Consider the following 15,185-nt stretch of genomic DNA (forward strand, 5'->3'; position numbering starts at 1 on the left):
AGGGACGGTCTTCCCTCGACGGTAACGGATGCTCTTTTATCGGGCAACCATGTTCGCTTATCGGCCTCTCACGGATCGGTGGACCAGCCGGCTAGGCACCGACCAGACGGCCCAGCACGGCCGCACTGAGGCCCGCCGTGCAGCCGTCGTCGGCGGCCACGACCGAGCCCTGCAGCATCGCGCCCGCGTCGCTGGCCAGGAAGTGGAACACCGGCCCCATGTCGGCCGGCTCGCGGGCCTGGCCGCTGGCCGTCAACTGGGCCAGCCACGAGGCGTCGCCGTCGCCGCCCAGCTCGCTGTGGATGAACCCGGGCAGGACGCCCGACACGCGGATCCCGCTCCCCGCGAGCTCCAGCCCGGCCGACCGCACGACCATGTCGAGCGCCGCCTTGGAGGCCGAGTAGGCCACCAGGCCGGGCGCGGCCAGCGCCTGGCGGCCGCCGGGCGATCCGGTGGCCAGGACGACGCCGCCGGTCCGCATGTGCGGCAGGCCGAAGCGCAGGCCGCGCATGACCCCGACGAGGTTGACGTCGATCACCTCGCGGAAGCGGTCGAGGTCGAGCTGCGCCAGCGGCCCGCAGGACAGCGCGACCCCGGCGTTGAGGATCAGCACGTCCAGGCCGCCGAGCAGACCGACGGCCTCGGCCGTCCCGTCACGCACCGAAGCGTCGTTGCGCACGTCCATCGCCACGAAGCGCGCGCCGACCGATCGGGCGACGCTGTCGCCGCCCGCGCGCCGGCCGCTGATCACCACCTCGGCGCCCGCGTCGACGAAGTGCGCCGCGACGCCGAGCCCGATCCCCGCCGTCCCGCCGGTGATCAGCGTGCGGCGGCCGGCGATCGAGAACCGGTCCTCGGTCATTGCGGCGGCGCCATCACCGTCAGCTTCGCGCCGCGGTGGGCGATCGCCTCGATCTCGACCTTCATGCGCGGATCGGCCGGCTCGCAGATGAGCAACGCCGCGCAGGCGGGCTTGGGGTCGGGCAGCAGCTCGCGGAACACGGCGTCGATCTCGAACGCGTACTCCCGCTTGGTCACCATCGGGCGGAAGAAGACGATCTCCGACAGCGCGCTGCCGGAGGCGACGAGCAGCTCCTCCATCGTGGCGATCGCCCGGCGCGTCTGCTCGGACGCGTCCTCGGAGATGTCGCCCGTCGGCTCGTGGCCGCCCAGACCGGTGATGAAGACCAGCTCATCGCCGGCCGCGGCCAGCGAGAACGGGTGGGTGGGCGCGGGGTTGGGGATGACGCGGTACTCGGGCATGGCTGCTCCTCGGGTGGTTCTCAAGTCGTCGGGTCGATGCGGACCGGATCGCCGAGGCGGACGCGTCCACCTTCGATCACCTCGGCGTAGACGCCGAACGGCACGCCGTCGCCCCAGCCGGTCGGCTGGACGCCGCGGTAGTCGCGGATCGCTCGCACGATGGGCGCGTCGCGCACGCCGCGCTGCGGGTGACGCGTCGTCGCGGCGCAGCGGGGCACCGTCGCGCCGACGCGCAGCCGCGCCTGGCCGATGGTCAGCGTGCGGCCCTCCCAGGTGTCCTCGATGTGGGCCTCGCCCGGGCCGAACTGGATCAGCATGCGAAACCGGCGCGGGTCGACGGTCTCCAGACCGGCGCGCCGCTCGAGCTCGCGCAGCGACCCGTCGCCCAGCAGCGTCACGGGCGCCAGATCCGACGCGGTGCCGGGCCGGTCGGCCTTGACCAGGTGCAGCGGCCTGCCCACGACGTCGGAGATCAGGGCGCTCCACGGTCCCTCGACCTCGCGCGCGGGGATGAAGCTCACGTCCAGCGCGTTGGCCACCAGCGCGCGACCGAGCCGCACCGGCCCCTCGCAACCACGCCCGTCGGCGCAGACCAGCGTGAGCCGACCGCGCTCGATGTCGTACGTCGCCGTCATCGTCAGCAGCGCGCCCTCCAGCGTCACCGACCGCACGCGATCGTCGCCGTCCACGAGCAGGAACTCGCGATCCCCGATCGCTCCCCCCGCGTCCAACTGCACCTCGGCCGGAGCATGCATGCGCAGACCCTTGATCGGGGTCGTGCTCAGCAGCGTCACCACCGGGTCCGGAACTACCGCCCCCAGACCCGATCGGCGACGTCGACGACGACCTCGATCTTGCGCCACTGGCTCTCCTCGGCGAGCTCGTTGCCCTCCCAGGTCGAGGCGAACCCGCACTGGGGGGAGATCGCCAGCTGCTCGATGGGCACGTGGCGGGCGGCCTCCTCCAGGCGGCGCTGGACGTCGTCGGCCGACTCGACCTCGGTGCTCTTGGAGCTGACGATGCCCATCACCACGACCGGGCCGTCGGCGGGCACGTGGCGGAGCATGGCGAAGTCGTCGACGCGGGCGCTGTCGTCCCACTCGACCAGCACACGGTCGTAGTCGAGCTCGCTGAACAGCTGCTCGGCGATCGGCTCCAGCGACCCTTCGGTCATCCACATCGAGCGGTAGTTGCCGCGGCACACGTGCAGCGCCTTGGTGACGTCGTCGGGCAGATCGGCGATGACCGCGTTGTCGACGGCGATCAGCTCGGCCATCAGCTCCGGCAGGTCCAGGCCCTCGGTGCCGGGCAGGTGGTCGCGCCAGCGCGGGTCGATGGCCATCACGTAGGCGGGCCAGTCCATCTGCACGTGCTTGACGCCGGCGGCCACGACCTCGGCCAGCAGCTCGCGCTGGATCTCCACGACCTGGTCGACGAACTCGCGCTGGGTGGCGTAGGCGCCGCCCGCGAGGTCGACCGGCTCGCAGAACCAGTAGGACGGCGCCGGGAACGTGACCTTCAGCGGATGGTCGGTCAACGAGCGCACGTAGCGCGCCTCGTCGACCGCCGGGTTGGCCACCTTGCTGACGCGCTGGGCGCCGACGGCGGGGCCGCTGGGCGGCACCATCACCTCGCCCGCCTGGTTGGTGAAGGCGAACTCGACCTCGCTGTCGTCGAACCCGCCCAGCGCGTCGACCAGCGAATGGGTGAACGAGGCGCGGCGCATCTCGCCGTCGGTGATCACGTCGAGGCCCAGCTCGATCTGGCGGGCGACGACATCGGTGACCGCGGCGTCGGCCAGGCGCTCCAGCTCGGCCAGGCGCTCCAGGCCGGCGGCGTCCAGCAGCCGGGGCGAGGGCGTCTTGTGGCCCGCGTAGACCTGGGGGAACATCGCGCGCAGCGCCGGCGGGCGCAGCAGGCTGCCGACGGTCTCGGCCCGCGGGATCGAGCGGGCCATCAGCGCGGCCACACGCGATCGGCGACCTCGGCGACCAGCTCGAGCTTGCGCCACATCACGTCGCGCGCGTTCTCGTTGCCCTCGAAGAACGAGGCGAACCCGCACTGCGGCGAGATGGCCAGCTGCTCGACGGGCAGGAACCGCTGCGCCTCGTCGAGCTTGCGCAGCAGCTCGTCGGGCGTCTCCAGGCGTTCGCTCTGCGTGGAGACCAGGCCCATCACCACGACCTTGCCCTTGGGCACGAAGCGGATCGCGTCGAAGCCGCCGGTGTGCGCCTCGTCGTTCCACTCGATCAGGAAGCGGTCGTGGGGCAGCTCGTTGAACACGCGCTCGGCGATCGGGTCCAGCGCGCCGGTGACGATCGACTCCGACTTGAAGTTCCCGCGACACATGTGGATCGCGGTCATGACGCCCTCGGGCAGCTCCGCCAGCACCGCGGCATCGGCGGCCAGCGCGTGGTCGAACGCGCGCTGCCAGTCGCTGGAGACCATCCCCTGGGCGTTGGGGTCCACGAGCGTCGTGTAGATCGGGTAGTCGAACTGCACGTAGTCCGCACCGGCGGCCACCGCCTCGCGCACCATCGCGCGCTCGATCTCGACGACGTCGGCGATGAACGCGTACGCATCGGCGTAGGCGTCCGCCGACCGGCTGTAGCCGTTCATGTGGTAGATCGACGGCGCGGGCAGCGAGGCCTTCACCGGCCGGTCGGTCAGCGACCGCAGGAAGGCCAGCTCCTCGGCCAGCGGGTTGGCCACCTTGTGCATGGGCCCGGCCACGTAGGGCTCCAGCCGCGCGAAGATCGGGTCCTGCTCCTCGGACAGCGACTCCAGCCCGTCGACGCCGTCATACAGCGAGTTGAGGAAGTAGCCGCGGTTCAGCTCCCCATCGCCGATCACGTCGAGACCGAGGTCGATCTGCCGGGCCACCGCGTCGCGGATCGCCTCGGCGGCGACCGCACGTAGCTCGGCCAGGCGCTCCTGGCGTTCGGCGGGAACCAGCACCTCCTGCGCGCTGATGCCGGCGTAGACCTCTTGGAAGAGCTCCTGCAGGCGCGGCGGCTTGAGCAGGCTGCCGACCATCTCGGCGCGGGGGATCGTGCGGGGAGGACTCGTGACTGCGGCCATGTGCCCATCATACGGACACTTGCGACCGATATGCGAATTCCGTAGCGTCGCGCGGGCATCCAAATTCGAGGGGGACCCATGTCCGAAGTCGTAGACAAGATGGCGGCGCACTTCGCGCCCCCGGACCTGCGCGACCGCGTCGCCGCCGTGTTGCAGAAGGCGGGCAAGGACGCCTCCAACACGACCGTCGAGGAGCTCGCGGGCCTCGACCAGTGGCACGTCGAGGGGCTCGTGCCGACGCGGCGGTTGGCCGAGCTGGCGCAGGTCAGCGGCGACGACGCCGTGCTCGACGTCGGCTGCGGCATGGGCGGTCCGGCGCGCTACCTGGCCCGCACCTACGGCTGCACGGTGCGCGGCATCGACATGACCCAGCCCTACCTGGAGACGGCCGAGCTGCTCAACGAGGTCACGGGGCTGAGCGACCAGGTGCTGCTCGAGCGCGGCGACGCCACCGCCATCCGCTTCGACGACGGCGCGTTCGACGTCGTGTGGACCCAGCACGCGGCGCAGAGCATCCCCGACAAGGCGACGTTCTTCGCCGAGCTCTTCCGGGTGCTCAAGCCCGGCGGCCGGGCCGTCGTCCACGACCTCTACCGCGGGGCCGGCGACCCGGTGCACTTCCCCGCCTTCTGGGGTCAGGACGACTCGATCAGCTTCCTGCTCAGCGACGCCGAGATGCGCGACGCGCTGGAGTCGGCGGGGTTCGAGGTGGTCGACTGGAACGACACCACCGCGTCCGCGCACGAGGCCAACGACGCGATGGACGAGGAGCACGCCAAGAGCGAGCTGCAGGAGGAGACGATCGAGGGGCTCGACATCTTCCTCCTGTTCGGCGAGCAGACCCTGGTGATGGCCGAGAACTCGGTCAAGGACATGGAGGTCGGCTCGATCGGGATCTTCGAGGCGGTGCTGCGGCGGCCCTAGGGCCGCCGCAGTCCGTCGGGCTTGGCGCCGACTACTCGGGGCGCTCGGCGCCCCACTCCGCCGTGAAGTCGGCGACGTTGTCCTTGGTCAGCAGCAACGGCGTGTCGATCTGCAGGCCGTCGACGCCCTTGGGGTCGACGGTCTCGCCGTTGACCGCCTGGGTCAGCATCTTGCCGGCGATCTCGCCCTGCTGCTTCGGCCAGTTCCCGATCGTGCCGAACAGCGTGCCGTCGGCCACGGCCTTCGCGCCCAGACGGCTGCCGCCGTTGCCGACGAGCTTGATCTCGCCGAGCTTGCCGGCCTGCTTGAGGGCCGGCACCACGGCCAGCGCCTGCGAGTCGGCAGCCGAGACGAACACCTGGGCATCCGGGTGGGCGCTGAGCGCGTCCGGGAAGGCCTTGGCGATCACGCTCGGGTCGTACTGCCCGGAGATCGTCTGCACGACATCGACGTTGGGGAGCTTCTTGACCGCCTCGATCGCCGTGGTGGTCAGCGGGTCGTTCGGCGTCGCGACCTCAGCGATGACCTGGCAGGGATCGAGCCCCTTGCAGGCCTCCTCGGTGATCCCGGCGACGGCCTTGGCGTTGGCCGAGACGGGGATCGTGACGACGCCCACGACGCCGTCGACCTGCGGGTTGATGTCCTCGACCGACGTGCCGGTCTGGCCCTCGATCGTCACCACGGGGATGCCGGCCGCCTTGGCGGCGGTCGCGCAGGGCACGCCGGTCGGCGGCGTCACGGCCGCCAGCAGGATCGCGTTGTACCGACCGCTGCTGACCGCGTCCTGGCACTGCTGGGCCAGCTTGGTCGGATCGAAGTTCGCGTTGAACACCGTCACGCTGCCGCCACCGGGCTCGACGACGCCCTTGATGCCCTCTTCCTCGGCCTGGACGTAGTCGGTCAGGGCATACGTCAGGTAGGCCACCTTGACCGGATCGCCGCCGGCGGCCGCGGTCGTCGACGCGCCGGTCGCGGCCGCCGTGCCGCTCGTGCTCGCCGTCGAGGTTGAGCCGCTGTCATCGGAACCGCATCCGGCAACGGCCAGCGCCGCTGCACTCATCACCGCTCCGAGTGCGAGCACCCGTGCACACCGCATTGACTTTCCCCCTCGTTGACTCGTCGGACGGGGGCCCGAGCCCCGCGTTCAGAAGAGTGCGATTATCGAACGTACTTGTCCGATCGACGATAACGACTCGCCGCAGTTGGCGCAACTGCCAACTGAACGACCGATGCCCGGATCACATGATCCGGGCATCGGACTACAGGGGCGCGTTCGGCGCGGTGCGTCAGACGCGGCGGCGCGTCCAGGCGTCGGCTCCGACGGCCACGAGGATGATCGTGCCGCTGACGATCTGCTGGTACAGCGGATCGACGCCGAGCAGGTTGAAGCCGTTGCTGATGATGGCCAGGATGGCCACGCCGACCGCGGTGCGCCAGATCGCGCCCTCGCCGCCGAACGCGCTGTTGCCGCCGATCAGGATCGCGGCCAGCGCGTCGAAGATGATCGACGAGCCCGCGTTGGCGCTGACCGACAGGCTGCGTGCGGCGACGATCAGGCCGGCCAGGCCCGCCACGCCACCCGAGAGCACGTAGGTCGCGGTCTTGACCCGGTTGATGGGCAGGCCCGACAGGCGCGCCGCCGCCGGGTTGCCGCCCAGCCCGAACACCGAACGGCCGAACACGGTCAGGTTGAGCAGGAAGGCGCAGAACAGCAGGACCAGGACGAGGATCCAGGAGGACAGGTGGAACCCGGCCACGTCGGTGTTGGCCAGGTTGGCGAACGACGGGTCGTTGATCAGCACGAGGCCGGAGCCGCTGATCGCCACGGCGACGCCGCCGAAGGCGATCATCGTGCCCAGCGTGGCCACGAAGTCGTTGATGCGGCCGACGGTGGTCAGCAGGCCGTTGATCAGGCCCAGGCCGCACCCGACCAGGATGCCCACGAGGATGCCCACGATCGGGCTCACGTCGTTGCTGACCTTCACGCCGATGATCGCCGACACGGCGAAGATCGCGCCGGCCGAGAGGTCGAAGCCGCCGGCGATGATGACGATCGTGCCGGCGCCGGCGATCAGGCCGACCGCCACCGCACCGTCGAGCACGTTCTTGAGGTTCGTGACCGTCATGAACGTGTCGGTCGAGATCCACAGGCCGATGATCAGCGCGATCAGGAACAGCACGATCCCGTAGTCGCGCAGGTCCGCCACACGCGGGGATCGCAGGCGACGGCGCTCGGTGGTGGCCGCGGGCGGCGTTGAGGGCGGGGCCGAGGTGGTCATCCTTCCAATCCCTGTCGTTCGTTATTCGGAGCGATGCGTTCGAACATTAGCAACGGATGGCGCATCACGCGGCCACCGCGGTGCCGAAGGCCGCGGCCAGCACGGTCTCCTCGGTCGCCTCGTCAGCGGGCATCTCCGCGACGATGCGTCCGCGGCGCATGACGAGCAGGCGATGGGCCAGGCCCATCACCTCCTCCAGCTCGCTGGAGACGACCAGCAGCGCCATGCCCTCCGCGGCCAGGGAGACGATCAGCTCGTAGATCGCCCGCTTGGCGCCGACGTCGACGCCGCGTGTGGGCTCGTCGATCAGCAGCACGCGCGGGTTGCCCATCAGGCACTTGGCGAACAGCACCTTCTGCTGGTTGCCGCCCGACAGGCTCCAGATCGGCGCGGCGGAGCTGCCGGCGCGCACGTCCAGGTCGGCCATCAGCTTCTTGACCGCGGCGCTCTGGCGGTCGGGGCGCAGCATGCCCGCCGAGCTGACGTCGTCCAGGTGCGCCATGACCATGTTCTCGGCGATCGAGCGGACCATCACCAGGCCCTCGTCCTTGCGGCTCTCGGGCAGCATGACCAGGCCGTTGGCGATCGCCTTGCGCGGCGACGTCCGCAGCCGCTGCCCGCCCAGCAGCACCTCGCCGCTGTCGACGGGATCGGCGCCGAAGACCGCGCGCAGCACCTCGGAGCGGCCGCTGCCGATCAGGCCGGCCATGCCCACGATCTCGCCCGGACGCAGGTCGAAGCTGATGTCGGCGAAGCGGCCGGCGGCCGACAGGTCGCGCACCTCCAGCACGGGGGCCGTGTCGGGATCGCACGGGCGCCGGTCGGGGAAGGCCATCTCCAGGGAGCGCCCGAGCATGCCGCGCACGAGCGACTCCTCGGTCTCCTCGGCCGACGGCTTCGTGCTGACGTGGCGCCCGTCGCGCATCACGGTGACGGTGTCGGAGACGTGCAGCACCTCCTCGAGGAAGTGCGAGATGTACAAGACGGTCGTGCCGCCGTCGCGCAACTGCCAGATGATCTCGTAGAGCTGCTCGGACTCGACCTGCGTGAGCGGCGCGGTCGGCTCGTCCATGATGATGAACTCGGCGTCGCGGGCGATCGCGCGCAGGATCTCGACCTTCTGCTGCTCGGCGACGCGCAGGGCGCCGACGGGCGTGTCACGGGGCAGGTCGAAGCCGGTGCGCTCGATCAGCTCCTTGAAGCGGGCCCGCTGGCCGCGGCGGTCGAACAGACCGGCCTTGCGCGACTCGGTCCCCAGGAAGACGTTGTCCAGCACCGACCGGGCGGGCACCATCGCCAGCTCCTGGTCGATGATCGCGATGCCCGTGGCCAGCGCCTGGCGCGGCGAACCGAAGCTGACCGGCTCGCCGGCGACGAGCAGCTCGCCGTCGCTGGGCGGGATCACGCCGGCGATCATCTTGCTGACCGTCGACTTGCCCGCGCCGTTCTCGCCGACGATCGCGTGGATGGATCCGCGCGCGATCGACAAGCTGACGTCGCGGACCGCCTGGACGCCGCCATAGTTCTTCGACACGCCTCGTAGCTCGACGTGTGTCGGCCTCACCCCGTCGCCGTCCATCCCCGGTCCTTTCCCCGTCGTGCGCGCCCACCACGATCCCGCGGTGGTGGCGGGATCGTAACTGAATCCGAACAGGTTGCAACGATATTCGGGCACTTTGCGGTTGGACTCCGACCGACGGTCGATACGGTTGCCGCGTGGAACCTGCCCTCCCCGAGCCGCGTCGCCGCCGCCACGACCCCGACCGCCGCCGCCGCATCGCCGCGGCAGCGATCGACGTGGTGGCCCGCGACGGGATCGAGGGACTGACCCACCGAGCGGTGGCCAAGCAGGCCGACGTCCCGCTCGGCTCGACGAGCTACCACTTCGCCGGGAAGGACGAGCTGCTCCACAGCGCCGTCGAGCTGGCCGAGGAGCTCAACCGCGACGCGCTCACCGAGATCCTGCTGGGCCTGGATCCCGCGCGCGACCTCGCCGCCGCCATGGCCGGGCTGGTCGAGGAGCTGACGGTCCGCCAGCGCGAGCGGCTCGTGCTCGACTACGAGCTGTTCCTGGCCGCGCGCCGCCGGCCCGCGCTGCGCGAGGCCGCACAGCGCTGGCTGGACGACATCCAGGCCCTGATCCGCGGCTTCGCCCCCGACGACGTCGCCGCGCTCGTGGTGGCGCAGATCTTCGAGGGGCTCCTGGTCCAAGCGGTCGTGCTCGATCGCCCGGTCCCGGCCACCCAGGCCGAGCCGCTCTTCCGCCACGCCCTGCCGGGCTAGCGGTCGGCGCCCTGCTGTTCGTTTTTCGGTCTCCACAGTCCGTGCTACGGTACCGCTATATGGACGCTTGTCCATAAGCCTGTCCACCGATGCACCTTGGAGAGCGGATGACCCAGATCGAGCAGCAGCTGCCGTTCACGGGCGACGAGTACCTGGAGAGCCTGCGCGACGGCCGCGAGGTGTGGCTCTACGGCGAACGCGTCGCGGACGTCACCACGCATCCGGCCTTCCGCAACTCCGCTCGCTCGATCGCGCGGCTGTACGACGCGCTGCACGACCCGCAGTACGCCGACCGGCTGACCGCCCCGACCGACACCGGCAACGGCGGCTTCACGCATCCCCTGTTCAAGGTCGCGCACACGCGCGACGACCTGCGCGCCTCGCGCGACGCCGTGCGCGTGTGGGCCGAGCTGACCTTCGGCTGGATGGGTCGCTCACCGGACTACAAGGCGTCGCTGCTCGGCGCGCTGGGCGCCGACCCGGCGTGGTTCGGCGAGTACGCGCCCAACGCCGAGCGCTGGTACCGCGACGGCCAGGAGCGCACGCTGTACCTGGGTCACGCGATCGTGCACCCGCCCGTCGACCGCCACCTGCCGCCCGACGACGTGGCCGACGTGTTCGTCCACGTCGAGGACGAGACCGACAACGGCCTGATCGTCAGCGGCGCGAAGGTCGTGGCCACCGGGTCGCCGCTGACCCAGAACGTGTTCATCTCGCACTTCGGGGTGCCGCTGCGCAAGCAGGAGTACGCGCTGATCTTCATGGCGCCCACCAACGCGCCCGGCGTCAAGCTCCTCTCGCGCGCGTCCTACGAGCTGGTCGCCCACCGCGCGGCCAGCCCGTTCGACTACCCGCTGTCCAGCCGGCTGGACGAGAACGACTCGATCATCGTCTTCGACCGCGCGCTGATCCCGTGGGAGAACGTGCTGGTCTACGACGTCGACCGGACCAACGCGTTCGACGCCAGCAGCGGCTGGATCGGGCGCGCGCTGCTGCAGGCGGCCACGCGCATGACGGTCAAGCTCGAGTTCCTGGCCGGCCTGATGAGCAAGGCGCTGGAGATCAAGGGCGGCGGCGACAGCCGCCAGCTGCGCGCCGCGTTCGGCGAGATCATCGTCTACCGCAACGCGGTCGCGGCGATCGTCGACGGCTGCATCGAGAACGCACTGCCCCACAACGGCGGCCGGGCCCTGATCCCCAACGAGTCCTACGGCACCGCCTACGCGGCGATGGCCCCGGTCATGTACCGGCGGGTCAAGGAGATCATCCAGTCGACGGTCTCCTCCGGCCTGATCTACCTGAACTCCAGCGCGGTGGACTTCGACACGCCCGAGATGCGCGTGTACCTCGATCGCTTCATGCGTGGCACCGGCGGCATCACCGCCGAGGAGCGCTCGAAGGTGATGAAGCTCTTCTGGGACGCGATCGGCAGCGAGTTCGGGGGACGCCACGAGCTGTACGAGCTCAACTACTTCGGGCCGCCCGAGCTCAACCACCTGGGGATGCTGGAGATCGCCGAGGGCGACGGCTCCGTGCAGCGCTACCGCGATCTGGTCGATCGCTGCATGTCCGACTACGACCGCCACGGCTGGACCGCTCCCGACCTCGCCGCGGCGGCGGGAGCGGTCAGCCCGGCGTAGGCGTCAGGCGCTGCCCCACACCCGGTCGGCGACGCGGCCGATCAGCTCGAGCTTGCGCCACTGCGCGTCCTCGGCGCTGACCAGGTGGTCGCCGTAGATGGAGGCGAACCCGCACTGCGGGCAGAGCGCCAGCTGGTCGATGTCGAGGTGCTCGGCCGCCGCCTCGATGCGGCGGACGACCTCGTCCTCGGACTCCAGCTCGGGCGTCTTGGTGCTGACCACGCCCATGGCCATCACGCGGTCCTTGGGCACCGACTGGATCGGGGAGTAGTCGCCCTCGCGGCCGATGTCCTCCCACTCGAACAGGAACCGCTCGTGGGGCAGCTCGTTGAAGATGCGCTCGGCGATCGGGGCCAGCGAGCCGCTCCAGAAGCCGCCCTCGAAGTTGCCCCGGCACAGATGCAGCGCCGTGGTCACGTGGTCGGGGATCGCCGCCGCGACGGCGGCATCGGCGGCCAGCGCCTTGTCCAGCAGCGAGGCCTTCGTCTCGCCCTGGCCCTCGGCGGACTGCAGCATCGAGCCCAGGCTGCTGGTCTTCTCGGCCACCAGCGCCGGGTAGATCGGGAAGTCGAACTGGATCCAACGCGCGCCGGCCGCGATCACCTCGGAGACGATCCGGTGGGTGACGGCGACCACGTCCTCCAGGAAGGCGGCGTGCGACGCGTAGGCCCCGCCCTCCAGGACGATGAAGTCGGTCAGGAAGTACGACGGCGCCGGGATCGTGATCTTGAACGGGTAGTCGCCGGCGATCGAGCGCATGAACGCCGCCTCCTCGGCGGCGGGCGCGTAGGCCTTGCGGACGCGGTCGATGAACAGCGGCTCGCCGAAGTTGTCGTACACCCCGCTCTCGGTCTCCACCGTGATGCGGCTGTCGGGCTCGCCCAGGCCGTCGACGGAGTCGTAGAAGCTGCCGATGAACGTGCTGCGGCGCTGCTCGCCGTCGGTGACCACGTCCAGGCCGGCGTCGATCTGGCGCTGGACCAGGTCGCGGGCGGCCGTGTCGGCCAGGCGGTTGAGCTCGGCGATCTGCTCGGCCCGGTGCTCGAGCACGAGCGGGCGCACGTAGGTGGTCGACCCCTCGAAGATCTTGTCGATCTGGGCGGTGATCTGCGCGTTGCGCAGCAGGCTCCCAACCGGCTCGGCCCGGGCGATGGTGCGCGGTTGGCGGGACGTCTCGACGGCGGTCATGGCTACAGCCCCTCGTAGGTTGTTTCGTTGAGCAAGGTGGCGATCGAGCCGGTGCGGATCTGCAGGGCCCGACCGGTCTGCGACTCCCAGCCGAACAGCCGTCCGGTGGCCCGGCCCGCCTCGAGGTCGAGCACGACGGCGCCGTTGAACGGCTGCGCGCGCTCGTGCCAGGAGAAGAGGTACAGGCGGTCGTCCAGCTTGTAGGCGTCGGTGAAGTCGACGTCGGCGATGCCCGCCTCGGGGCCCTCGAGGCCCTGATAGGCGTAGGTGCGCGAGCTCAGGTAGATGTGCTCGAACGCGTGCGTGTCGCTGTAGCGGTGGTGCACGCGCTTGCCGACCAGCTCGTCGGTGCGCTGGAAGCGCGCGCCGACCGGCCCGCCGATCCCGGCCTGGCCGAACGTCGTGACCTCCTCGATCCCGTCGCCGTTGTCGACCAGCCGCGTCAGGTTCAGCAGCACGCGCGCGTGCGCGAGGTCGAGGATGGCCAGCAGGCTGGTGCGCTGCGCCAGGCGCGCCGCGACCACGAGGTACAGCTCGGGGCGCAGCTCGATCGCCTCGTAGGCGTCGGTGCCCTCGTTCCAGGTCAGCTCGGTCGCGCTGTCGAAACGCACGTCGAGCGTCGAGCCGTCCTTCAGGTGCAGCGCCAGCGCGCGGCCGGCCAGCGCGTCGGTCGGCTCGGGCCGGTAGGCGTCGTGGTTGTCGAACTGCTCCGACAGGGGGATCACGTCGGTGGCGATGGTCGGTTCGGGCATCGTGCTCCTGATCAGGACGTGCGCGGGAGATGCGCGGTCGTGAGGACGACCCACACCCGGGAGGGGCCGGGGCCGAGGCCCTCCCAGCGGTGCGGGCGGTCGGCGGGATAGACGGCGTAGTCGCCTTCGTCGAGCTCGGCGACCTCGTCGATCGGGCCCGCGGCGATGCGGCCCGACAGCACGAGGACGTGCTCCCACGAGCCCTCGCCGTGGGTGGCCGACACCTCGGCCATGCCCGCCGGGATGGTCAGGTCGTGCACCTCGACGAGCAGCTGATCGCGCGACAGGACGTGGACCAGGCGGGCGCTGATCTCGGCGTCGCCCAGCTCCAGGCCCCCGCCCGCGCGCACGACCTCGATGCCGGCGTGCGGGGCGGCGAACAGCTCGCTGAGCGGCACGGCGAGCGCGCCGGCCAGCGTGGCCAGCGTGTCGAGCGTCGGGTTGGCGGCGCCGGTCTCCAGCTTGGACAGCGTGCCCTTGGACATCCCCGCGCGCGTGGCCAGCTGGCCCAGGCTCAGCCCCTGGCGCGTGCGCAGCAGGCGCACGTTGCCGGCCACGTGCGCGGCGGCGTCGGTCATGCGGCGTCCCAGCGCACGTAGAGCTGCTTGGGCGCCCGGAAGGCGAAGCCGCTGACCACCGGCTCGCGCTCGGCGTCCAGGCGCAGGCCGGGCAGCGCGGGCAGCAGCTCCTCGAGCGCGATCCGCTCCAGCTGACGCGAGAAGTAGTGGCCCGAGCAGAAGTGCTCGCCGTTGCCGAACGACATGTGCGACTGGCGCGGGCGGTCGATGTCGAACGCGTCGGGGCGCTCGAAGCGCGTCGCGTCGCGGTTGGCCGAGGCCAGCACCACCTCGACGACGTCCCCCTCGGCGATGTCGACCCCGGCGATCGTCGTGTCCTGCGCGGCCTGGCGCTCGGTCCAGCCGATCGGGGCGATCCAGCGCAGCCCCTCGGTGACCGCGGTGGGCACCAGCGACGGGTCTGCGGCGACGCGCTCGAGCTGGTCGGGCCGGCCCAGCAGCCCCAGCATCGTCGAGCCCGCGGCGTGGCCGGGCTCCTGCATGCCGCCGAGCAGGATCACCTTCAGCGACGGCATCACCTCGTCCGGCGTGCGCGGATCGCCGTCGGCCCGGCCGCCGTGGACCATGTGCGAGAGCATGCTGTCGTCGGGCTCTGCCACCAGGCGCTCGAGCAGCGGGACCAGCCGCTCCTCGATGTCGGCCGACACGGCGTCGGCGCGCGCGAGCTTGGCCGGGTCGAGATCGGAGCTGGAGATCCCGACGTTGAGCTCGTGGAACCAGTGGCGCAGCGTGGCGTCGTCGACGCCGAGGCCGAGCAGGTCGCCCAGGCCGCGCACGCTGACCGGCTCGAAGAAGTCGCCCATCAGCTCGGCCTCGCCGCGGCCGGCCAGGGTGGCCAGATACTCGCGCACGGCGGGGCGCACGAGCTCGTCGATGTAGCCGTTGACCGCCCGCGGGCGCAGCAGCGGATCCACGCCGTCGCGCAGGTCCTGGTGCACGTCGCCCGCCGTGGTCAGCACGTTGGGCTCGCCGAAGATGCGGTTCAGCGTCGGGTGGTTCGTGGCCGCGGTGAACGTCTGGCGATCGGTCGAGACCGCCGCGCAGTCGTCCCACCGGGTGACCAGCCACGCCTCGGCCCAGGGCAGCCAGCTGACCGGCGCCTCGTCGCGCAGCCGGGCGTACGCGGGGTACGGATCGGCGTCCAGGCTGTCGGGGGTGATGTCGGAGATCCACTCGACGGTGGTGCGCATACCAGGC

15 protein-coding genes are annotated in these 15,185 nt (G+C 71.0%); 3 read left to right on the top strand and 12 right to left on the bottom strand.

What is annotated here, in order from left to right:
• Window positions 1-91 precede the first annotated feature (91 nt).
• Genes ACZ5UI_RS16280 through ACZ5UI_RS16300 form a run of 5 tightly spaced genes read right to left on the bottom strand, consistent with a single transcriptional unit; the run spans window position 92 to window position 4,344 of the window.
• A complete protein-coding gene (locus ACZ5UI_RS16280; protein WP_464188708.1) occupies window positions 92-862 on the bottom strand; it encodes an SDR family NAD(P)-dependent oxidoreductase in 771 nt (256 codons plus the stop codon).
• Window positions 859-1,263, bottom strand: a complete 405-nt coding sequence (locus ACZ5UI_RS16285; RefSeq protein WP_464188710.1) for a RidA family protein — start codon at window positions 1,261-1,263, stop codon at window positions 859-861. Before ACZ5UI_RS16285 ends, ACZ5UI_RS16280 begins: the two co-directional genes overlap by 4 nt.
• 20 nt (window positions 1,264-1,283) lie before the next feature.
• Window positions 1,284-2,060, bottom strand: coding sequence for an MOSC domain-containing protein (locus ACZ5UI_RS16290; RefSeq protein ID WP_464188712.1), 777 nt, complete (start codon window positions 2,058-2,060; stop codon window positions 1,284-1,286).
• Window positions 2,061-2,071: 11 nt separating this feature from the next.
• Complete coding sequence (locus ACZ5UI_RS16295; protein WP_464188714.1) at window positions 2,072-3,232, bottom strand: cobalamin-independent methionine synthase II family protein; 1,161 nt, start codon at window positions 3,230-3,232, stop codon at window positions 2,072-2,074.
• Window positions 3,220-4,344 (bottom strand): cobalamin-independent methionine synthase II family protein, encoded by a 1,125-nt coding sequence (locus tag ACZ5UI_RS16300; RefSeq protein ID WP_464188716.1) that lies wholly within the window; start codon window positions 4,342-4,344, stop codon window positions 3,220-3,222. Before ACZ5UI_RS16300 ends, ACZ5UI_RS16295 begins: the two co-directional genes overlap by 13 nt.
• A gap of 78 nt (window positions 4,345-4,422) precedes the next feature.
• On the opposite strand from ACZ5UI_RS16300, the gene ACZ5UI_RS16305 reads away from it, so the two are divergent.
• Entirely contained in the window at window positions 4,423-5,268 is an 846-nt protein-coding gene (locus ACZ5UI_RS16305; protein WP_464188718.1) for a methyltransferase domain-containing protein, read from the top strand.
• Window positions 5,269-5,299: 31 nt separating this feature from the next.
• Here ACZ5UI_RS16305 and ACZ5UI_RS16310 read toward each other — a convergent pair whose 3' ends face one another.
• The 3 genes from ACZ5UI_RS16310 to ACZ5UI_RS16320 all read right to left on the bottom strand — a co-directional run bounded on the left by ACZ5UI_RS16310 (window position 5,300) and on the right by ACZ5UI_RS16320 (window position 9,081).
• Entirely contained in the window at window positions 5,300-6,349 is a 1,050-nt protein-coding gene (locus ACZ5UI_RS16310) for a sugar ABC transporter substrate-binding protein (RefSeq protein ID WP_464188720.1), read from the bottom strand.
• Window positions 6,350-6,554: 205 nt separating this feature from the next.
• Complete coding sequence (locus ACZ5UI_RS16315; RefSeq protein WP_464188722.1) at window positions 6,555-7,547, bottom strand: ABC transporter permease; 993 nt, start codon at window positions 7,545-7,547, stop codon at window positions 6,555-6,557.
• A gap of 64 nt (window positions 7,548-7,611) precedes the next feature.
• Window positions 7,612-9,081, bottom strand: coding sequence for a sugar ABC transporter ATP-binding protein (locus ACZ5UI_RS16320; RefSeq protein ID WP_464188724.1), 1,470 nt, complete (start codon window positions 9,079-9,081; stop codon window positions 7,612-7,614).
• Between the two features lie 182 nt (window positions 9,082-9,263).
• Here ACZ5UI_RS16320 and ACZ5UI_RS16325 point away from each other — a divergent pair, with 182 nt between their 5' ends.
• Window positions 9,264-9,830, top strand: a complete 567-nt coding sequence (locus ACZ5UI_RS16325) for a TetR/AcrR family transcriptional regulator (RefSeq protein WP_464188727.1) — start codon at window positions 9,264-9,266, stop codon at window positions 9,828-9,830.
• Between the two features lie 107 nt (window positions 9,831-9,937).
• Entirely contained in the window at window positions 9,938-11,470 is a 1,533-nt protein-coding gene (locus tag ACZ5UI_RS16330) for a 4-hydroxyphenylacetate 3-hydroxylase N-terminal domain-containing protein (RefSeq protein ID WP_464188729.1), read from the top strand.
• A 3-nt stretch (window positions 11,471-11,473) separates the two neighbouring features.
• Here the strand turns inward: ACZ5UI_RS16330 and ACZ5UI_RS16335 are convergent, their stop codons facing one another.
• From ACZ5UI_RS16335 to ACZ5UI_RS16350, 4 genes are read right to left on the bottom strand one after another with little or no spacing between them, the layout of a single operon-like run.
• On the bottom strand, window positions 11,474-12,658 hold the full coding sequence (locus ACZ5UI_RS16335) for a uroporphyrinogen decarboxylase/cobalamine-independent methonine synthase family protein (RefSeq protein WP_464188731.1): 1,185 nt from the start codon (window positions 12,656-12,658) through the stop codon (window positions 11,474-11,476).
• A gap of 2 nt (window positions 12,659-12,660) precedes the next feature.
• A complete protein-coding gene (locus tag ACZ5UI_RS16340; RefSeq protein WP_464188734.1) occupies window positions 12,661-13,410 on the bottom strand; it encodes a MoaF C-terminal domain-containing protein in 750 nt (249 codons plus the stop codon).
• Between the two features lie 11 nt (window positions 13,411-13,421).
• Window positions 13,422-13,988 carry a helix-turn-helix domain-containing protein gene (locus ACZ5UI_RS16345; RefSeq protein ID WP_464188736.1) on the bottom strand — a complete coding sequence of 189 codons (567 nt, stop codon included), beginning with the start codon at window positions 13,986-13,988 and terminating at the stop codon, window positions 13,422-13,424.
• Window positions 13,985-15,178, bottom strand: coding sequence for a cytochrome P450 (locus ACZ5UI_RS16350; protein WP_464188738.1), 1,194 nt, complete (start codon window positions 15,176-15,178; stop codon window positions 13,985-13,987). Before ACZ5UI_RS16350 ends, ACZ5UI_RS16345 begins: the two co-directional genes overlap by 4 nt.
• Window positions 15,179-15,185: the final 7 nt, after the last annotated feature.

The sequence above is a fragment of the Conexibacter sp. JCM 18997 genome (assembly GCF_055391915.1).